This window comes from Acinetobacter sp. ANC 3813 (genome assembly GCF_002135435.1).
Lineage (GTDB): Bacteria > Pseudomonadota > Gammaproteobacteria > Pseudomonadales > Moraxellaceae > Acinetobacter.
Window position 1 is genome coordinate 1 of record NZ_NEGK01000019.1, and the last position, 19,300, is coordinate 19,300.

The window sequence follows — 19,300 nt, forward strand, 5'->3', positions numbered from 1 at the left end:
CCTGCACCGCCACATCTACGCTGAGTTCTGCAGACAGACGCAGGCAGGCTGCGCGCATGGCCGCAGCATCCAGCATCTGGCCTTTTAGGCCAAATTGCACACATGCGCGTTTTGGCCCATTTAACTGGCCATTCAGCTCTGGACGGTCCGATAAACGGGTCACTGTTTCAATATTGAAGCCTTGTCCAGACACAATTTTTGTAACGGCCTGTAAGTGCGAAGCGGTCAATTCTGGCGCTAATGCAGTCACGATATAGCGTGTACGCCCTCCCTCACTCACCCATTGGTCATATTCTGCTGCAGAGATCGGTTTAAAGCGCACAGTTAAGCCGATATCATGTGCTAGAATCAGAATTTCCTTCATGGCCAAAGCTGTTGCGGTTTGGTCATCAGACGACACAACAATACCTAAAGTCAGCTGGTTGTGGATGACGGCTTGTCCAACATCCAGAATTTGTAGGGAATGGGCGGAAAGAACCTGCATTAATCGAGTGAATTGATTCGGCTGGTCAGGTCCTAAAAATGAAATAAGAATGATTTCTCGCATGAATTGACTCTGGTCTGAGCTGCAACTATTGTGAGAATCATAATCGAAAATGAACAGAATTGCCTTGGAAGTTTACGTTGAATGCGCCTAGACAAGGGCTATTTGCTAGCCTACTGATAATAAGTTTTGCCTTTCATACCTTTTTACTGGTATTGGCAACGACTCACCAGCTGAATGAAAACCGCGCCAGCCAAGGCCAGCTCATGACCAGTCAGCTGGTTACAGACAGCATTTCTGAAATGCAGCCTGCAAATACGGTTTCATTGGCCCTATTGGCTGACCGCTATGCAACCAATCCCAGCGTAGCGTCCATCCGCATCTTAAATGCGGAGAATCAAGTGCTGGCAACAGGCGGTTTGACCAAAACCCGCGAAGGCGAAGTGTTTGTCCGTGAAGCCCTGCAAAATGAAAAGAAAGTCGGCGCAGTCGAAATTACCCTGATCAAGCCGAGCATTGGTGAAATCCTGCGCACACAGTGGCTGGCGATTTTGGCTTCATTATTTGTGCACGGCCTGCTTTGGCTGGCTTACCGCGCAATTGCCCGCCCGAGCCGTACTGAATATCTGGCGCGTATTAATAATGAATCTCGCTTAAAGCATGAAATTCAAACCCTGACCCAAACATTGGAACAGGAAAAGCACAACGCCGCTGTGGCGATTGCTCAAGCGCAGCAAAATACGCAAACCAAAGCCAAGGCAAAAGAAATCATCAAGCCGGTGATTGTCGACAGCAATGATTTAGCGCTGAATATTCAATTTTATGATCCAAAACAGCTGATCGACTCCGTCAACACCACCGTGTCAGTGCCGTATTTTAATTTGTGCCAAATTTTCTTGAACAAAACGGTTGAATTATGTGTGCAGCATTACAAACTGAACAGTTCCGACATTTGCACCGTACAGAAATTCAATGAAAAAGGCGCCAGCATCAGCATTTCAGCAGATACGCCGAATGCCCTGCAGTGCCTGACCATGATTGGCGCAGTATTCCAGCTTTTATCTGATGTGCTGTATAAACGCTACCGCGAAGAAAAGCGCTTTGTACTGCAGACCCGCAGTGCGGTGTCCAGCGCTGTTGAAGCCATGCAGCTCTCATCGGTGCAAGCCGCAGAGCGTTTGGTGCAGCAGCTATCTGCCAAAGAAAGCGCTGTGCATGTGCCAAATGAATTGCTGAAAGACATTTCCGCGCATTTTCAATTGGTCAGCTTGCCCAATCCAACCAATGTGCTGACCCGCCATGCCTTTATGGTCAATGGTATGGACAGCGATGCCGCAGAATTGGCGCAAAGCTTCCGTACCGAGATTTTAAAATCGAAACAGCCTAAAGCATCTTAAAAGCTGCACTGCATAAAAAAAGCCTGACAATATTCAGGCTTTTTTTTATGCATATTTATTGCGGTCAGCTGGGTTCATGGCTTGTCTTTGGAATAGCGTCAGGCGGTGTTTTTGCTGCCCAATAGCTTGCCAATGCCGGACCTGAAATATTGTGCCATAAACTGAAAATGGCGCTGGGCACAGCCGTTACCGGGGACGCAGCGAAATGCGCGGCGGCCAAGGCCACACCTAAGCCAGAATTCTGCATGCCCACTTCAATGGCCACCGCTTTACAGTCTGCATAAGGCAATTGAAAACATTTGCTGGCCCAAAAACCCAGCAAATAACCCAAGCCATTATGCAATATGACTACGCCTAAAATCAGCAGCCCAGACTCTAAAATCTGCGCCTTGCTGCCTGCAATAATCGCGGCCACAATCAGCACAATACTCAGTACAGAAATCAGCGGCATCACCTGAACATAAGATTCGACTTGGCGCTTAAACAGGCTGCGCGCAATAACGCCCAGCAAAATAGGAAACAGCACCACCTGCAAAATAGACACCAGCATCGATAGTGCATTAATCTCAATCCATTGGCTAGCCAGCAGGTAAAAAATGGCCGGTGTTAAAATGGGCGCCAAGATCGTCGATACCGAAGTGCAGGCCACAGACAACGCTGTATTGCCTTTGGCCATATAGGTGATGACATTGGACGCTGTGCCGCCAGGGCAGCAGCCAACCAGAATCACACCTATAGCAATTTCTGCCGGCAAAGCAAAAGCTTTGCACAATACATAGGCCAGCCCAGGCATGACAATAAACTGTGCCGCCACCCCGATCAGCACGGCTTTCGGGCTTTGCAGCACGCCTTTAAAATCTGCGGCGGTCATGGTCATGCCCATTCCAAACATAATGATGCCCAGCACCCACGGAATATACGCTTTCAGCCAGATAAACAGTTCCGGCATCCACAGCGCAATCCCAGAAAACAGCACCACCCATAAAGCAAAGGTTTTCTGTATCCACTGGTTAAAGCGAAAAAAAGCCGCCATACGCACTTCCTCTTGCATGCAAATAAAATAGGCATCCCAAAAGATGCCTATATTCATCTGACCCTTGCATCTGTCATATTCTATTGATGGCGAAACTATACAGTTTCATGCACTTTGACAATATCTTTCATGTAGATGCGCTTCACACCTTGCGCCAGCATCTCTTGCCACGCGTGCTGCAAAGAGCCCTGCAGATCAATGCCCTTACAGGCATCTGCGATGACAAAAGCACGGAACCCCAGCTTGCAGGCATCAATGGCTGTCCACGCGACGCAGAAGTCGGTTGCAATGCCCGCGATAAAAACCGTATCAATGCCGCGCTCTTTTAAATAGCCTGCCAGCCCTGTCGAAGTCTGATGATCCGCTTCCATAAAGGCGGAATAGCTGTCGATGTCTGCATGAAAACCTTTGCGGATGATCAGCTGCGCATGCGGCACATTCAAATCATGGTGCAGAGCCGCATCATGCGTACCTTGCACGCAATGCGAAGGCCAAAGCACCTGTGCGCCATAGGGCAGCTGAATGGTGTCAAAAGGCTGATGCCCTGCATGATTTTCTGCAAAAGAAATATGATTTTCCGGATGCCAGTCCTGCGTCAGCACCACATGGTCAAAATACTGCGCCAGCTGGTTAATATTTGGAATAATTTGATCAGCATTCGCCACAGCCAAATTGCCGCCGAGAGTAAATCCATGCTGCACATCGACAATAATCAGAGCGCTATTGTTTTGCATAAAGCCTAGTCCATTTTATTATTCATTCGCTAACTGCGTTTCAGCATAGCCTAAAAAGCCACAGTATTCAGAATTTGCCATAAAAAAGGAATGACCGCATTGGGCTTTAACGCTTCTTACAATGCAATTCCCTATGCAGGAAAGTCAGTTCTGACAAATATTTGAAAACCGCATGCAGAAAAAAAGCCCGCGAAGCGGGCTTTTTCATTTTCGTATTTCTTACGATGTTTTATTCAAACCGCGTACCAACACCAGCATGAAAATCGCTGAGATAATGATACATGGAATAGCGGCAGAGATTACACCTGCTGCGCCATAACCAGCAGTTAACAATGCACCAGCAATTGCAGGCCCAAGCATCGCGCCAATACGGCCAACTGCAGAACCTACACCAATACCTGTGCCACGCACTGCAGTTGGATACACGATACCGCCGAATGCATACAGTACACCTTGACAGCCAATTACGAATGCACCCACCAATGCTGCAGCCATGTACATTTGTGTTAATGAACCCGCAGCGTTTAGCGCCAATAGGCCAGCCAAGATACCGCCGTACATCAAGACAATCACATAGGCTTTTTTCCAGCGGTCAGTCAGCATACCTAAAATAATCGTACCGACAGTTGCACTCACCATGAAGTAGAACTGAGCTGTTGCGCCTTCTTTGCGAGTGAAGCCAAGTTCTGTGAACAACGATGGCAACCAGCTTAACATGATGTAAACCACCATCAATGTAAAGAAATAGCTAATCCAGATGCACACCGTGCGCAGCAAGTTTTCAGAATTGAATAGATCTTTGAAAGAGCCTTGCGGTACAGCTTCTGCAGAAGAAGCATTGGCTGCTTGATCTTTTGCTTTCAAATACTCTTTAGATTCAGGCAATAAGAACATCATTACTGGAATGACAATGATTGGCAGCAAACCGCCTAAATAGAAAATGTTTTTCCAGTTTGAACCGAAGTCTGTACTTGCAACTAAAGATAGAATTGCAGCGCCTACTGGCATACCGCAGTACATTAAACCTACCGCACGGCCGCGGTTTGCTGGAGATACGGCTTCAGAAGCCAGCGTGATCAGAATTGGCATTGCAGCGCCAAGGCCTGCACCTGCTAAGAAACGCACCGCAAGCAGTGAGTTGAAGCTATTTACCCATACTGTGCATAAAGTGAATACTGCGAAAATTGCAACAGACCAAATTAGGACTGTTTTACGGCCAATACGGTCAGCAATACGGCCACCTACCAGTGCGCCAGGCAATAAGCCCAAAATCCCTGCACTAAAAAACACCCCCAATTGTGAGCTGTCTAGGCCGAAATGTTCACGAATGCCTGCCGCAGCAATACCTGCGGCCTGAATATCTAAGCCTTCGATTACGGCAATTAGAAAACAGATGGCTACCGTTACGATAGCATGTTTATTATCTGATCTTTCCATTGGGGAATCCTTGTTTCAATCAGCGTTTAAATGACAAAGCCATCATCTATGAGCACGCACAGCATGATAAGTATCAATAAGTTGAACCTTTTAGTCGGGTATCTGCAGCAGATACAGGCTGCATGCATTTTTCAGGCACTGTAAATAAAGTCTTAAAAACAATAACTCGCAGCGCTTTTTATATTCAATACAAGGGAGGTCCGCTTTCAGATCAATGCAGAAATGCTTCAATACATACAAATAGGTCAACTTCTTTTATATTTTAAATAGATTATTAAGGTAGTTTTTATAGATGATTTTAATGCCTCAGCCATCAAAAAAAGATAGCTTTGAAGTCTATCTTCATCTATTTTTCCTCTTAAAATCTGACTAAAAAACACGGATTTCAGCTATTTTCATGCCTTTGGCGCATTTTAGCTGCCAAATTACAGCAAAATTTTCATCTTTATCCAGCCGGCATTCAATCTCATTTTTTCACCGCCGGCAGCATCCGCCTTTTGTGTAACATTCATCAAATAACTGCTTGATTGTTTTAAATAGGCTTTGTATAAAGTTTTTAGTGGCTTTGACTAAAGCATATTGTTCTTATGCTTATGATCAGTCATAATTTGCATAAGCATTATTCAACTGCGCTTCAAGCGCATTGATTTTGCTATAAATCAAAATACGAACCCATCCAAATCTATGTTTCCCTAACGCACTTCGGATGGACAAATAGGATTTTTTTCAAAATGACTCAGCAAGCACAGACCATTCAAGGCTCAATTGTCGCAATCGTCACCCCCATGTTAGAAAATGGAAGCGTAGATTGGAAGGGTCTAGAGAAGCTCGTTGAGTGGCACATTGCCCAAGGCACAAACAGCATCGTTGCAGTCGGCACCACGGGTGAAGCTTCAACTTTAAGCATGGCTGAACACACGCAAGTGATCAAAGAAATCATCCGTGTGGCGAACAAACGCATTCCAATTATTGCAGGCACAGGCGCAAACTCTACGCATGAAGCGATTGAGCTGACCAAAGAAGCCAAAGAGCTTGGCGCAGACGCAGCCCTATTAGTTACACCTTACTATAACAAACCGACTCAAGAAGGCCTATTCCAGCACTACAAAGCGATTGCTGAAGCAGCAGACATGCCGATGATCCTGTATAACGTACCTGGCCGTACAGGTGTGGATATGGACAACGACACTGTGATCCGCCTTGCTGATATTCCTCAAATTGTCGGCATTAAAGATGCAACTGGCGACGTACCCCGCGGCAAAGCGCTGATTGAAGGCCTGCAAGGCAAAGACATGATTGTCTATTCAGGCGATGATGCGACGGCTTACCAGTTGATGGGCTTTGGCGCAAAAGGCAACATTTCAGTGACTGCGAATGTCGCGCCTAAAGAGATGAGTGAAGTTTGCGCCGCTGCGCTTGCAGGAAATGCAGCGCTCGCTGAAGAGCTGAATGGCAAAGTTGCAAATTTACACAATATTCTGTTTTGTGAATCTAACCCAATTCCTGTGAAATGGGCACTCCATGACATGGGCTTAATCAGCGCAGGCATCCGTTTGCCGTTAACGCCACTAGCAGAACAATACCGCGCTCCGCTTCATGAAGCATTAACAGATGCGGGCGTTATTTAATAAAGAGCAAAAATATTATGCAATTACGTTTAGGATTAACCCTTGCGCTTTCAGTATTCAGTTTAGCCGGATGCAGTTCACTTGCTTTTAACAATGGCACCTTGGACTATAAAAAAACCACCGAGCTTGATCCGCTGCAATATCCTGAAGGTTCAATGGTTCGCCCTGCAACGCCGCTGTATCCTGCTCCAACGGTTGACCAGCTGGCCATTGAACATGCGCCGAAGCTGGAAAACCAAAAAGGCAACCGTTTTGCCTTGCCTCGCCCTGATGAAAACCAAGAGCAAAGCTCCGCAGATTCAAGCCAGGCTGATGGTACACCAATTGGCCGTCCACAGCTGCTTACTGACGGAAATCAAAATCCTTTGCTCAAAGTTGACGGAAATTCTGCTACAATTTGGCAATACACACTTGCTACCCTCAGCAGTCTTAACCATACCGTTACTGGTCAAAGTAAAAACGGTTACGAAGCAACCGTTAAAATCGATCAGACAACCTACATCTTAAGACTTTCATCTGTAGGGGCCAGCAATACCATCGCTGTGTTCAATGCCGATAACACTTTTGCAGACAAACAAAAAGCTGCAGACCTGTTAGCTCAGATTTACCAAAATTGGCCAGCCTAGTCGTACTAGGCATTTTTTTTTGAAAAAGGTTCCCTCATGTTAAAACAAACCTTGCTCTATACCGGTAAAGCGAAATCTGTTTATGAAACAGACAGTGCAGACCACCTCATCCTAGTCTTCCGTGATGATGCTTCTGCATTCAATGGCGAAAAAATCGAACAGCTGGATCGTAAAGGTAAGGTGAACAACCGTTTTAACGCCTTTATCATGGAAAAATTGGCTGCTGCTGGCATTGAAACTCACTTTGAAAAACTTCTTTCTCCAACTGAAGTTTTAGTGAAAAAATTAAAAATGATTCCTGTTGAATGCGTAGTGCGCAACTATGCTGCAGGTTCATTATGCCGCCGCTTGGGTGTTGAAGAAGGTAAAGAGCTGGTTCCGCCAACTTTTGAATTGTTCTTCAAAGACGATGCGCTTGGCGATCCAATGGTCAACGAATCTCAAGCGATTTCTTTAGGCTGGGCAAATGCTGAACAGCTGGCTCAAATGAAAGAATTGACTTACAAAGTAAATGAAGTGCTGAAGGAACTGTTTGCTGCAGGCAACATGCTTTTAGTAGACTTCAAACTTGAATTTGGTGTATTCCACGACCGTATCGTTCTTGGTGATGAATTCTCTCCAGACGGCTGCCGTCTTTGGGACAAAGATACCAAGAAAAAATTAGACAAAGACCGTTTCCGCCAAGGTTTAGGCGGTGTGGTTGAAGCTTATGAAGAAGTTGCTACGCGTATTGGCATCGACCTTTCAGACATCTAATGCATGTCTAAGCTTTAAAGCAATAAAAAAACCGGGCGATTTAGCCCGGTTTTTTATTGGCAGGAAATCACTCAGCTTTGCTGGACAGCAATTAGCCTAAATCTAAAAAATAGATCATCTGCATAAGTACAATCGTTTTTACATTGGTTTATTTTTCTACTAATATTGCTTTCATACCAGGCAACATGAGCTGCAGCGCAGCTGATGCATTGCCGACCAATTACCCTCTAGGATGCATCTCCCTTCGGACATCCTATTTTGCCCAGCCTCCAGCTGGGCTTTTTTTTATTGCTGCTGCTGTTCCTGCATCCAGCGGCGCTGCTGCAGGCGCTCACCTTCCACTTCACGCTTATTGCGGGCAGACTCATACAGTTTTGTGCCTTTCAGCTCTGGCGGCAGATAATCCTGCATCACAAAATGCTCTGGGTAATTATGCGGATACAGATAATCTACGCCATAGCCCTGCTCCTGCATCAGTTTTGTCGGCGCATTGCGTAAATGCAGCGGCACAGGTAAATTTGCGGTTTTTTCCGCAAGGCTCATGGCCTTATTGATGGCTAAATATGTGCTGTTGCTTTTTGCACTGGTGGCTAAATACACTGCGCATTGCCCCAGAATAATCCGCGCTTCAGGCATGCCGAGCGCCTGCACAGAACGGAAACACTCTCCCGCCAGCAGTAAAGCATTCGGATTGGAGTTTCCTATATCTTCTGAAGATAAGATCAGCATGCGGCGGGCAATAAAGACGGGATCTTCCCCGCCTTTCAGCATGCGCGCCAGCCAATACAGCGCAGCATCCGGATCACTGCCGCGGATCGATTTGATCATGGCGGAAACTAAATCATAGTGCTGTTCGCCAGATTTGTCATAACGGGCGATGTTCTGCTGTGCAACTTTCACCACCACCGCATTTGTGATGATATTTTCCTGATCCGGCTCAAAAGTGCTGGCAACTAAATCCAGGAGGTTCAGCGCCTTGCGGGCATCTCCCGCGGCAAACTGCACCAGCGCTTCACATTCTTCAATTTGAATATGGCGCTCTTTTAAAAAGCGGTCGCTGCGCAGCGCTTCTTTCAGCAGTGTTTCAATAGATTCAGCATCCAGCGCATTCAGCGTATAGACCTGACAGCGTGACAGCAGCGCGCTATTCACTTCAAAAGATGGATTCTCTGTGGTTGCGCCAATTAAGGTAATTTTGCCCTTTTCCACCGCATTCAGCAGCGCGTCCTGCTGTGATTTATTAAAGCGGTGAATCTCATCAATAAAAACTACAGGTGTCAGCAAATCACCGCTATCCGCAATAATTTCCCGCAGCTCTTTTACCCCAGTATTCAGCGCCGATAAGCTGACAAAAGGCCGATCAACCGCCTGCGCCAGCAGCAGCGCAATGGTGGTTTTGCCTACGCCTGGCGGCCCCCAAAAAATAATAGAGGGCAAATGCCCCTGATCGATCATTTGACGCAAGGGCGCCTGATCTCCAAGCAGGTGGTCCTGACCAATAATTTCGGAAAGGTCGCGGGGTCTAATACGTTCCGGTAGCGGAATATTGCTGTCTGACATCTTCTGATTTCACGGCTGCTAAAAACACGTCAAATCTATTCTAACACTAGCTTTTTAAATCAATGCGCATTATTCGCACTGCGGCATTTTAAGCATGGAAAATTCTCCGCAATTACTTATCGATAAACGCTATGCAAAGCGCTGGAAATATGTTTAATTTAGGTTTAGAGCATGAAAATAAAATCAGTAAAAAATCATTTTTTTACATTAAAAAATGTGATTGATGTCATAATTTGCCGTGTAATCACACTATGGTGGGCGTAAATGAAATCGTCATTGAAAAATAAAGCGCAGAGGCCTAAGCAAATTGAGTCTGACTTGTCAGCTCAGTTTCAGTCTTCTGCTATTTTTCCAATGCCGGCGCCAAGTATTCAATTTCATTCGCTGATCGATCATTTAACTGCTCCGCTATGGATCAAAACACCGCAGGGTTCCTCCTATTGCAACAGCGCCATGCGTCAATTCATCGGACTGGAATACAGTCCATCCAATGAAGAGCAATGGATGCAGTTTGTTCATCCAGAAGATTTAGAACACCTCACTGTCCTCTGGCGCATGGCGATGCTCAGCATGCAAAGCTTCCGTAAAAACTGCCGCATAAAACACCATAATTTGGGCTACCGCATGTGCACACTGCAGGTCAGCTTTCCTCCAGCAGACCAGTCCATCTGCCAATGGCTGATTAGCATTACGGATATTCATGATGAGCATGAAAAGCAGCAGCAGCTTAATCTGCATATTGCACAGCAAAATAAAATGCTGGATGCCAGTGTAGACTGCATCAAAATTTTAACGCCAGACGGCATGGTTGCACATATGAACCGTTCAGGCTGTCTGGCGCTCGGTGTGCCTATTGATGAAAAAAAATTCGGCATGCCGTGGCTGAGCCTATTGCCTGAAGAAGTGCGTATTGCGGGCAAAGAGGCGCTGCGTTTGGCGGCTGCAGGGCAAAATGCGCGTTTTTCTGGCAAAAGCCAGACGGCCAATCAGGAGCTGCAGCATTGGGACAATATTCTTACTCCGATTCTGGATGAGCACGGTATTACACAGCATATTCTGTGTGTTTCCAGAGACATCAGCCAGCAGATTATTGCAGAAGGCAAACTGCAGCAAGTCATAGAAGAAGATGAGCTGACAGGCCTGCTGAACCGCCGCGCTTTTAATAAGCTTTTCAAAATGACCCTGCAGGATGCTGAAGATACACAGCAAATGACAGGCCTGCTGCTGATTGATTTAGATTATTTTAAGCATGTGAATGATACTCTAGGCCATACTGCCGGCGATCATTTGCTGCTGACTTTAGGACAGCGCTTTCAGCACTGTTTTGATGAGCAGATTACTGTTGCGCGCTTGGGCGGCGATGAGTTTGCCATTTTAATACCGCAGCTGCAAAGTGAACAGCAGCTGCTGGACATTGCACAGCAGGCATGGACACAGATGGAACGGCCCATCAGCTATACAGGCCAGTTTATTAATGGCGGCATGAGTATAGGCTGTTCCATTTATCCGCGTGACGCGCAAAATGCCTCTAATTTATTAAAATGCGCCGATATTGCACTGAATGATTTAAAGTCCAGCGGCCGCGGCGGCATCCGCATGTTTAATCAAAGCATGTTTGAAGCGCTGGAAATTACCACCAAACAGCTGACTTTGGCCCGAAGCATTTTAAAATCCAACAGCATCGAGCCCTATTATCAGCCTAAAGTGCTGCTGCAGACTGGACAAGTCATTGGCTTTGAAGCTCTGCTGCGCTGGCGTGACCGCGAAGGCTGCCTGCAGCTGCCATCCAATATTTTTGCAGCCTTTCAAGACTATGAACTGGCATCCGGCATCAGTGAAACCATGCAATCTAAAATTTTTCAGCATGTGCAGCAATGGATGCAGGATGGCAAAGAGATTCTGCCTATCTCCATTAATGCCGCGCCAGTAGAATTCCTGCGCGATGATTATGCAGAAAAACTGCTGCAGCGCATGGCGCGCTATGCGATTCCGCATCATTTGATCGAAGTTGAAATTACTGAGCAAAGCCTGTCTGAACGCGGCGCTAATTATGTGATCCGTGCGCTCAGCATGCTCAAAGACGCAGGGATTCAAATTTCATTAGATGATTTTGGCACGGGGCATTCTTCTTTAACCCGTCTGAAGGATTATCCTGTCGACTGCATTAAAATTGATAAAAACTTCGTAGACCGCATGACGGATGATCATTCCGCCTTAGCCATTGTCAAAGCCATCAGCCAGCTCGGCTGCAGCATTGCCTTGGATATTTTAGTCGAAGGCATTGAAACCTCAGAACAGCTGGAAATTCTAAAAGCCTGCAACTGCAGCAAAGGCCAAGGCTTCTATTTTTATATCCCTATGAACAGCACAGATGCTGAACAGCTTTTATCACCGCGTTAAGACACCGCTTCGCAATGACTTCCAAAATGAAACAACCTGCATATTTAATCAGCGCCTGCCTCGCGGGACAGCCTGTACGCTATGATGGCAAAGCCTTTCAGCATCAAGCCCTTCAGCTGCTGATTCAGCAGAACAAAGCCATCACAGCTTGTCCGGAAATGCTTGGCGGCCTAAGCTGCCCGCGTGAACCTGCAGAGATACGAGGCGGCTCTGCACAAGACGTTTTAGCAGGTCGCGCTCAAGTTATAACGGCTCAAGGTTTAGATGTAACGCAAGAGTTCCTTGATGGCGCATATAAAACTCTAGCTTTAGTCCAGAAAAATCACATTCAAATCGCAGTATTAAAGGAAAATAGCCCCTCCTGCGGATCAAATATGATTTACAGCGGATGCTTAAATGGAAACAAAATTGCAGGCATGGGCATCACGGCGGCTTTGCTACGCCAGCACGGCATTCAAGTCATGTCTGAACAGGAATTTTTGAACGCTTAAACGCATAAATGCCATTCACATTTAGCGGGGCTAGATGAATATTATTGCCCGCATCTATTTTATTAGCGCTTAACGCACCCAGCGCACGATATATTCATCAATCTCGTCTGCATCGACTTCTTTTTCACTGATACAGCGGCCTGCCACAGACTTTCTCGCTTTTAAAATGCTGTCTCGGCTGCCCGTCACTAAATGATGCCATGCAGGCAAGCTCTTGCCTTCCTGCAGCCTGCGGTAAGCGCACGTTGCTGGCAGCCAATGAATGCGCTGCAATTTTTCAGGGGTCAGCTGAATGCAGTCAGGAACATACTGCATGCGATCTGCATAGTTTGAACAATACCCTGTCTGGCAGTCCAGCAATTGGCAAGCCACTTTGGTATAGGCCACTTCCAGCGTATCTTCATCTTCCAGCTTAATCAGGCAGCATTTTCCGCAGCCATCGCACAGCGCTTCCCACTCTGCATGATTCAGGTCCGATAAAGCGTACGTCTTCCAGAATTGCGGGCGTAAATCATCCGTCATGGCATGAGATTCAGTCTAGGTATATATTGAATTATAACAGCTCTCTCACACTTTAATGCACTACTGCGCAGTACATAATTATGCTGTAATTGCTCACAATTCGAGTAAAACTCCCCAACAAAAGCATAACAATGTACAAAATTCAAGCAACCTATACTGAAGATCAGAATAAAAACACATGGAGAAGTACTATGTTCCGCTGGGCAATTATATTTGCAGTGATTGCGTTGATTGCGAGCTTGCTCGGATTTGGCGGCGTTGCTGGACTGTCTAAAGATTTTGCAGTGATCTTGCTGGTCATTGCCGTCATTCTTGCAATTGTCGGTTTCCTATCCCGCGGCAGGGTTTAATTTCAATCCCTAAACTTTTCCATTACACGGGAAAATTAAAAAAATAAGCGCCTAAAGAGGCGCTTATTTTTGGAATATCATTTTATTGATTCGATCTTTATGGGCGTAAATGGCGCGGTCTAAAGCCTGCAGCAATTAAAACAATTGCATAAGCTGCGACCCCAAGTATACATAAGCCAATCACTTCAGCTACGCGGATCCACTGCGATACTTCACCATTATACCAAGTTAACCCGTACCAAAGTGCAGCGATCATGGCAATATTGGCCAAAGTAAACTGCAGCGCCAGTTTTTTCCAATGCGCGCCAAAACGGAAAATATTGCGTTTATGCAGATAGAAATACAGCATACCCGCATTCACCAGCGCAGAACCTGAAGATGCTAAAGCCAGCGCCATATGTTCAGCTTCCCAGTTGATCAGTTTGAAAATACCGATAAACACTACGTTCAGAATGGCATTGGCAGCCACGGCCATCAAGCCGACACGTACCGGTGTTTTGGTGTCTTGCTGCGCATAAAAGCCCGGTGCAAACACTTTAATCAGCATAAAGGAAATCACGCCTGCGCTCATGCACTGCAGCGCCAAAGCCGTCATTTGTGTATCTTCCAGCGTAAATTCACCGCGCTGGAACAGCGCCTGAATAATGGGCGTTGACAGCATAAATAAGGCAATGCTGGCTGGAATGCCGACCAGCATAATTACACGGGCCGCCCAGTCAATCATGCCGCGGAATTTAGCCTGATCCTGCTCGGCATGGCGCGCCGACAGAGACGGCAAAATTACCGTGCCGATTGCGACCCCAATCAGGCCCAGCGGAAGTTCCGTCATGCGCTCTGCACTGTACAGCCAAGACACTGAACCATCCTGCATAAACGATGCCCAAATGGTGTTCAGCAGCAGGTTGATCTGCGTCACCGAAACACCAAACAGCGCTGGCAACATCAGTTTCATGATGCGGTCGACGCCTTCGTGCTTGAAATCAACCTTTGGCGGAATCAGCAGCTTTTTATTCCACAGTTCAGGAATTTGAATCGCCAGCTGCAAAACGCCCGCAATTAATACTGCCCAGCCCAGCGCCATAATCGGCTCAGCCATATACGGCGTCAGCCACACTGCGCCCGCAATCATGGCAAGATTGAGCAGCACTGGAGAAAACGCTGGCGAAGTAAATGAGCCGTAGCTGTTCAAAATACTGCTGGCAAAGGCCGTCAGTGACATAAACAGCAAATAAGGAATGGTCAGGCGGAACATATCCGCGGCCAGTGCAAATTTTTCCGGATCATCATGGAAACCCGGCGCATAGATATAAATAATCGCTGGGGCGGCGACCATGGCCACAAAAGTCAGCGCACTCATGAAGGTCGCTAGACAGCCGAAGACTCGGCTAATCAGAATCTGGACTTCAGCATGCGTCCGCGTGGTTTTATACTCCGTCAGAACGGGAATAAAAGCCTGCGAAAATGCGCCTTCGGCAAACAGCCGCCGAAAAAAGTTCGGAATACGGAAAGCCACAACAAAGGTATCGAAATCTTTGCCTGCGCCAAATACGTTCAGCAGCACAATATCCCGCACTAAGCCCAATACTCGGGACAGCATGGTCATTGCACTGACAATGACGGTCGATCGCCATAACGCCATCGTATTCACCTATTTTTTAAATTGCCGCTATTGTAATGAAACTCGGGCTTAACTTTCATTGGTTAATATGGAGCTAATGTTGTTATTTATTTATTTTTAAAATGATGCAATTGCGCTCTGAACTTGGACCAGTCAAAAAATGGACCTGGATCGGTCTTGCGTCCCGGCGCAATGTCAGAATGTCCCGCCAAATGCTGCTGAAGTTTGGGATAGGCCCGCTGCAAACACGCCGTCACTGCGGTCAAGGCATCGTACTGCGCCTGTTCAAAAGGCAAATCATCGCTGCCTTCCAGCTCAATGCCGATAGAATAGTCATTGCATTCTTTTTGGCCTAAATAACTGGAACGGCCTGCATGCCATGCGCGGTCTTTAAAATTGACAAACTGCAGCACTTCTCCGCTGCGTAAAATCAGCAAATGCGCAGAAACCTGCATGCCTTCAATGCTTTGAAAATAGGGATGCACAGACCAGTCTAATTGGTTTTGAAAAAACTGCTCGATATAGCCGCCGCCAAACTGTGAGGGCGGCAGACTGATGTTATGCACCACCAGCAGCTGAATTTCGGTGTGTTCAGGGCGCTGATTATAATTTGGCGACGGCACTTGGCGCGCGCCGTCCAGTATGCCGTCACGCACCTGAAAGCTGGTTGTTTCGGACATAAATCCATCCTAATACGCTTCAAATAATGCTGGAAGCCAGCAAAGAGATGGTTCCCATGCTAAAACTTTCCTAGTCAAATCTCAATTCAACATTTCTGCTGTATGAAAAATCGCTCATTTTTCAGGAACAATGCTAATATAACGCGCAAATTTCTTGGGTTAATAGAGACGGAACTTTATGAGCATCTCTCAATCTTTGCTGGAACAATCCATTCAAATCAATATTCAGCAGGCGCTGCAGGAAGATATTGGCGATGGCGACATCACTGCCTTATTAACCCCAGAAGATGAACAGGCCACTGCAACCATCATCAGCCGTGAAGCCATGGTGCTGGCGGGCCAGCCTTGGGTCAATGCCTTAATTCAAGCCTTTGATCCAGACGTGCAAGTGACTTGGCTGAAAAATGACGGTGACCGCGTCGCTGCCAATGAAGCCTTCTTAAAATTGGCAGGTTCTGCGCGCAGCCTGCTGACGGTGGAACGCCCTGCGCTGAACTTTGTGCAAACCTTATCAGCAGTTGCAACCAAAACAGCGGATTATGTCAAACAGCTAGATGGCTTGAATACCAAACTGCTGGACACCCGAAAAACCCTGCCCAGCCTGCGGATTGCGCAAAAATATGCTGTTGCGGTCGGCGGCGGGCAAAACCACCGTTTGGGCCTATTTGATGCCTTTTTAATTAAAGAAAACCACATTATGGCAGCTGGCGGCATCGCTCAGGCCATTGCCAAAGCGCACAGCATTGCACCGGGCAAGCTTGTGGAAGTGGAAGTTGAAAATTGGGATGAGCTGAATCAAGCCCTTGAAGCCAAAGCGGATATTGTGATGCTGGACAATTTCAGCCAGCAGCAAATGATGGATGCAGTAAAGCATGTGGCGGGACGCTGCAAGCTAGAAGCGTCAGGCAATATCACCATTGAAAACCTGCGCGAAGTGGCCACGACAGGCGTGGACTATATTTCGATGGGCGTATTGACCAAGGATGTCAAAGCTGTGGATTTATCCATGCGTTTTAATGCCTAAACTCAAACTGCAAATATAAAAAAGCGCCTGCAACAGGCGCTTTTCTATTTCAGTCATTCATGCTGGCTATTCAGCGCCCATAAACGGATCTGAATAGCCATCCTTGCCTGTTTCAATGCGTCCCGCAAAACGGCGCTCAAAACTGCTGCCATTATTCAATGTCACGCTAAAATCATACCAGCCATGCACACTTTGCATATCCAGCACCACTTCGCTTTCATTGGCAGCGCTTTTTACCTGCCACGTTTTACCGTCTAAATAGGCATTGGCTTTCACGGTGAGATCAGCGCTCTGCTGCCCATCATGACGGATTTTCAAAAAGATGCGCGGCGCGCATTCTTCCATGCACACTCGAATTTCCGTCAGCGCCTGCAGCTGCTCTTTTTCTGTGACATCGCCTTTGAATGCGCGATGAAAACCGTTCGGCCCCAAAACCCACAAATCATACTGGCCGTTTTTCAGCGTCCAGTCATCTTCCAGCTGCTTGCCCGCTTGCACCATATAACGGCGCGGCACAGCGCCTAAATCCAGCTGGTCATAGACATGAAATACGCCCGCCTGCCCGCCAGTATTCAAGAACAGCAGCTTCACCGCGCCTGCGCCTGCATTCACTTTCGCGCTGGCATGCAGCATATACGGCAGCGCACGTGATGGGCGCAAGCCCGTTTCCTGTTTCGGTTTGGCCTGCAGCGCCGGCACCTGCACCTGACTGAGCTTTTCCTGATTACTGCGGATGATATCCGCCTGTTCCTTGCTTTTACTGCCGTCCAAGCTCGGCAGCATGCTGGTATTGGGTGTTTTAAAATCAAAAGCAGACAGCAAATCACCGCAAACAGCACGGCGGTACGGGCTGATATTCGGCTCATTCACTCCAAAACGCTGCTCTAAAAACTGGATAATTGAGGTATGGTCAAACACTTGCGAATTGACCCAGCCGCCGCGGCTCCACGGCGAGATTACATACATCGGCACCCTTACGCCCGGCCCATATACCCCGTGCCAGAAATTCACATTTTCACCGTTTACAAATTCACGGTGCGGCTGCGATGTCGAGCCTGCCACAGGCGGATGGTTAAAATATTCAAAAGACAGCTGTTCATCGCTCAGCGTGGTTTTGCCATGCACTTTCAGTACTTCACCGCTGGCGTTAATTTCCCGCGATGGCGCAGAGGGTGACGGCATGTGGTCAAAAAAGCCGTCATTTTCATCAAAGTTCACCAGCAGCACGGTTTGACTCCACAGTTCCGGCTGATCCGTCAATGCGTTCAGCAGTTCCTGAATATACCAAGCGCCCTGCACTGGGCTGGATGGCCCAGGATGCTCACTGTAGGCTGCCGGCGCCACAATCCAGCTGACCTGCGGCAATTTGCCCGCAGCTAAATCCTGCTTGAACTGCCCCAGCAACCCGCCGTCGTTCGGCATGGTATTGGCAATGCCTTTATACAGCGGCTCTTTGGCGTCGACCGCTTCATCATACGCAGGGCAAATCGGCGCATCATGGCTGACAGGCTGGCCTGAACGCTCATTGGCGGCGCGGTACTGCTGAAAGCCCGCCAAGGGATTATCGGTAAAGTTGTCAGGCATATTTTGATAAACCTTCCAGCTGACACCCGCCTGCTGCAAACGTTCTGGATACGTCGTCCAGTCATAGCCCACGGCAGAGCTGCCGATGCCGTCAAATTCATTCACTACGCTGGCTGTACCTGAACCGGTCGGGCCGTTGGTTCCCGTCCAAATAAATTTGCGGTTCGGATTGGTGCCGGCGTGCATGGCGCAGTGATAGGCATCGCATAGGGTAAAGGCATCGGCCAAAGCATACTGAAATTCAACTTCGGCTTTTTTGTAATAGCCGATTGACTGCGGATTTTTATGTTCAACCCAGTTGCCCATGCGCCCGCAGTTCCATGCCGCCTGCCCATCTTTCCAAGAATGCGGCGTGCCGCTGACGCGCTGCGCATTGCCCAAACGGCTGTCTAAATGATAGGGATAATACAGCTGATTATTTTTGCCATACTGCTGCCAGACTTTGCGCCCACCCGCCAGCGGAATACCGAAGCGGTCGCCAAAGCCGCGCACGCCTTTCAGCATGCCGAAATAATTGTCAAAAGAGCGGTTTTCCTGCGTCAAAATCACCACATGCTTCACATCCTGCAAAGTCCCCGTTTCAACTTTGGCATCAATCGCCAAGGCTTTTTGAATGCTAAGCGGAAAACTGGCAAATGCGGCAGAGCCGAATAATGTTTTGGTCGAATTTATTAAAAAGTCACGGCGGTTCATTGTTCTATCCTGCTGTTTTTATTATGGGGCGCAATGCATTTTACAATTGGGCTTCGGCTGCGTTGGCTGCCCGCCAGATACATCGTCATCATCGCCATTGCAGGCGCTCAGCAAAACAGCAGAACTCATGACGAGCAGCATCAAAAAAACGCGCATTTGTTAAATTCCTTAGAGTTGTATGCGCACATAGAAATAAAGCAGCAAAATGACAGGGCGGTGATGGTTTTATTTCAGCCCGGTGAAAAACAAAAAACGCACCCGAAGGTGCGTCTTTTTCTTGAAC

The 19,300-nt window shown here is 47.4% G+C and carries 18 protein-coding genes; 8 read left to right on the plus strand and 10 right to left on the minus strand.

The window, feature by feature from the left end:
* Positions 1-547, minus strand: a 547-nt coding sequence (locus B9T34_RS18365) for an ACT domain-containing protein (protein ID WP_322853525.1), incomplete at its 3' end; no start/stop codon positions are given.
* 77 nt (positions 548-624) lie between these two features.
* On the opposite strand from B9T34_RS18365, the gene B9T34_RS18370 reads away from it, so the two are divergent.
* On the plus strand, positions 625-1,881 hold the full coding sequence (locus B9T34_RS18370; protein WP_086214573.1) for a hypothetical protein: 1,257 nt from the start codon (positions 625-627) through the stop codon (positions 1,879-1,881).
* A gap of 64 nt (positions 1,882-1,945) precedes the next feature.
* On the opposite strand, the gene B9T34_RS18375 is transcribed toward B9T34_RS18370, so the two are convergent.
* The 3 genes from B9T34_RS18375 to mhpT form a co-directional block, all read right to left on the minus strand.
* Positions 1,946-2,914 (minus strand): bile acid:sodium symporter family protein, encoded by a 969-nt coding sequence (locus B9T34_RS18375; RefSeq protein ID WP_086214618.1) that lies wholly within the window; start codon positions 2,912-2,914, stop codon positions 1,946-1,948.
* A gap of 95 nt (positions 2,915-3,009) precedes the next feature.
* A complete protein-coding gene (gene pncA, locus B9T34_RS18380; RefSeq protein WP_086214574.1) occupies positions 3,010-3,648 on the minus strand; it encodes a bifunctional nicotinamidase/pyrazinamidase in 639 nt (212 codons plus the stop codon).
* Positions 3,649-3,867: 219 nt separating this feature from the next.
* Positions 3,868-5,085: a 3-(3-hydroxy-phenyl)propionate transporter MhpT gene (gene mhpT / locus B9T34_RS18385; RefSeq protein ID WP_086214575.1), complete on the minus strand. Its 1,218-nt coding sequence runs from the start codon at positions 5,083-5,085 to the stop codon at positions 3,868-3,870.
* A gap of 731 nt (positions 5,086-5,816) precedes the next feature.
* On the opposite strand from mhpT, the gene dapA reads away from it, so the two are divergent.
* Genes dapA through purC form a run of 3 tightly spaced genes read left to right on the plus strand, consistent with a single transcriptional unit; the run spans position 5,817 to position 8,095 of the window.
* Entirely contained in the window at positions 5,817-6,713 is an 897-nt protein-coding gene (gene dapA, locus B9T34_RS18390; RefSeq protein WP_086214576.1) for a 4-hydroxy-tetrahydrodipicolinate synthase, read from the plus strand.
* Between the two features lie 17 nt (positions 6,714-6,730).
* Complete coding sequence (locus B9T34_RS18395; RefSeq protein ID WP_086214577.1) at positions 6,731-7,339, plus strand: lipoprotein-34 precursor (NlpB); 609 nt, start codon at positions 6,731-6,733, stop codon at positions 7,337-7,339.
* Between the two features lie 36 nt (positions 7,340-7,375).
* Entirely contained in the window at positions 7,376-8,095 is a 720-nt protein-coding gene (gene purC, locus B9T34_RS18400) for a phosphoribosylaminoimidazolesuccinocarboxamide synthase (RefSeq protein ID WP_086214578.1), read from the plus strand.
* 285 nt (positions 8,096-8,380) lie between these two features.
* Here the strand turns inward: purC and B9T34_RS18405 are convergent, their stop codons facing one another.
* Positions 8,381-9,655 carry a replication-associated recombination protein A gene (locus B9T34_RS18405; RefSeq protein WP_086214579.1) on the minus strand — a complete coding sequence of 425 codons (1,275 nt, stop codon included), beginning with the start codon at positions 9,653-9,655 and terminating at the stop codon, positions 8,381-8,383.
* A 264-nt stretch (positions 9,656-9,919) separates the two neighbouring features.
* Between B9T34_RS18405 and B9T34_RS18410 the strand changes: the two genes are divergently transcribed.
* The gene (locus B9T34_RS18410; RefSeq protein ID WP_086214580.1) at positions 9,920-12,055 is read left to right on the plus strand and encodes an EAL domain-containing protein; all 2,136 of its coding nucleotides are present in this window, start codon (positions 9,920-9,922) and stop codon (positions 12,053-12,055) included.
* A 26-nt stretch (positions 12,056-12,081) separates the two neighbouring features.
* Positions 12,082-12,546, plus strand: a complete 465-nt coding sequence (locus tag B9T34_RS18415; RefSeq protein ID WP_086214581.1) for a DUF523 domain-containing protein — start codon at positions 12,082-12,084, stop codon at positions 12,544-12,546.
* A 69-nt stretch (positions 12,547-12,615) separates the two neighbouring features.
* Here the strand turns inward: B9T34_RS18415 and B9T34_RS18420 are convergent, their stop codons facing one another.
* The gene (locus B9T34_RS18420) at positions 12,616-13,068 is read right to left on the minus strand and encodes a YcgN family cysteine cluster protein (RefSeq protein WP_086214582.1); all 453 of its coding nucleotides are present in this window, start codon (positions 13,066-13,068) and stop codon (positions 12,616-12,618) included.
* Positions 13,069-13,259: 191 nt separating this feature from the next.
* On the opposite strand from B9T34_RS18420, the gene B9T34_RS18425 reads away from it, so the two are divergent.
* Positions 13,260-13,418: a DUF1328 domain-containing protein gene (locus B9T34_RS18425; protein WP_086214619.1), complete on the plus strand. Its 159-nt coding sequence runs from the start codon at positions 13,260-13,262 to the stop codon at positions 13,416-13,418.
* Positions 13,419-13,515: 97 nt separating this feature from the next.
* On the opposite strand, the gene murJ is transcribed toward B9T34_RS18425, so the two are convergent.
* Positions 13,516-15,066 carry a murein biosynthesis integral membrane protein MurJ gene (gene murJ, locus B9T34_RS18430; protein ID WP_171265247.1) on the minus strand — a complete coding sequence of 517 codons (1,551 nt, stop codon included), beginning with the start codon at positions 15,064-15,066 and terminating at the stop codon, positions 13,516-13,518.
* A 77-nt stretch (positions 15,067-15,143) separates the two neighbouring features.
* On the minus strand, positions 15,144-15,716 hold the full coding sequence (gene ampD / locus B9T34_RS18435) for a 1,6-anhydro-N-acetylmuramyl-L-alanine amidase AmpD (protein ID WP_086214584.1): 573 nt from the start codon (positions 15,714-15,716) through the stop codon (positions 15,144-15,146).
* A 178-nt stretch (positions 15,717-15,894) separates the two neighbouring features.
* On the opposite strand from ampD, the gene nadC reads away from it, so the two are divergent.
* On the plus strand, positions 15,895-16,740 hold the full coding sequence (nadC, locus tag B9T34_RS18440) for a carboxylating nicotinate-nucleotide diphosphorylase (protein WP_086214585.1): 846 nt from the start codon (positions 15,895-15,897) through the stop codon (positions 16,738-16,740).
* 66 nt (positions 16,741-16,806) lie between these two features.
* Here the strand turns inward: nadC and B9T34_RS18445 are convergent, their stop codons facing one another.
* Together B9T34_RS18445 and B9T34_RS19155 are read right to left on the minus strand one after the other, a co-directional pair.
* Positions 16,807-19,017 (minus strand): phosphocholine-specific phospholipase C, encoded by a 2,211-nt coding sequence (locus B9T34_RS18445; RefSeq protein ID WP_086214586.1) that lies wholly within the window; start codon positions 19,015-19,017, stop codon positions 16,807-16,809.
* 21 nt (positions 19,018-19,038) lie between these two features.
* Positions 19,039-19,173 (minus strand): hypothetical protein, encoded by a 135-nt coding sequence (locus B9T34_RS19155; protein WP_265733485.1) that lies wholly within the window; start codon positions 19,171-19,173, stop codon positions 19,039-19,041.
* Between the last annotated feature and the right edge of the window lie 127 nt (positions 19,174-19,300).

Bases quoted from the DNA above. Each gene is read 5' to 3' on its own strand.
- B9T34_RS18375 (WP_086214618.1), bottom strand. From the start codon at position 2,914: ATGGCGGCTTTTTTTCGCTTTAACCAGTGGATACAGAAAACCTTTGCT.
- pncA (WP_086214574.1), bottom strand. From the start codon at position 3,648: ATGCAAAACAATAGCGCTCTGATTATTGTCGATGTGCAGCATGGATTT.
- mhpT (WP_086214575.1), bottom strand. From the start codon at position 5,085: ATGGAAAGATCAGATAATAAACATGCTATCGTAACGGTAGCCATCTGT.
- dapA (WP_086214576.1), top strand. From the start codon at position 5,817: ATGACTCAGCAAGCACAGACCATTCAAGGCTCAATTGTCGCAATCGTC.
- B9T34_RS18395 (WP_086214577.1), top strand. From the start codon at position 6,731: ATGCAATTACGTTTAGGATTAACCCTTGCGCTTTCAGTATTCAGTTTA.
- purC (WP_086214578.1), top strand. From the start codon at position 7,376: ATGTTAAAACAAACCTTGCTCTATACCGGTAAAGCGAAATCTGTTTAT.
- B9T34_RS18405 (WP_086214579.1), bottom strand. From the start codon at position 9,655: ATGTCAGACAGCAATATTCCGCTACCGGAACGTATTAGACCCCGCGAC.
- B9T34_RS18410 (WP_086214580.1), top strand. From the start codon at position 9,920: ATGAAATCGTCATTGAAAAATAAAGCGCAGAGGCCTAAGCAAATTGAG.
- B9T34_RS18415 (WP_086214581.1), top strand. From the start codon at position 12,082: ATGAAACAACCTGCATATTTAATCAGCGCCTGCCTCGCGGGACAGCCT.
- B9T34_RS18420 (WP_086214582.1), bottom strand. From the start codon at position 13,068: ATGACGGATGATTTACGCCCGCAATTCTGGAAGACGTACGCTTTATCG.
- B9T34_RS18425 (WP_086214619.1), top strand. From the start codon at position 13,260: ATGTTCCGCTGGGCAATTATATTTGCAGTGATTGCGTTGATTGCGAGC.
- ampD (WP_086214584.1), bottom strand. From the start codon at position 15,716: ATGTCCGAAACAACCAGCTTTCAGGTGCGTGACGGCATACTGGACGGC.
- nadC (WP_086214585.1), top strand. From the start codon at position 15,895: ATGAGCATCTCTCAATCTTTGCTGGAACAATCCATTCAAATCAATATT.
- B9T34_RS18445 (WP_086214586.1), bottom strand. From the start codon at position 19,017: ATGAACCGCCGTGACTTTTTAATAAATTCGACCAAAACATTATTCGGC.
- B9T34_RS19155 (WP_265733485.1), bottom strand. From the start codon at position 19,173: ATGCGCGTTTTTTTGATGCTGCTCGTCATGAGTTCTGCTGTTTTGCTG.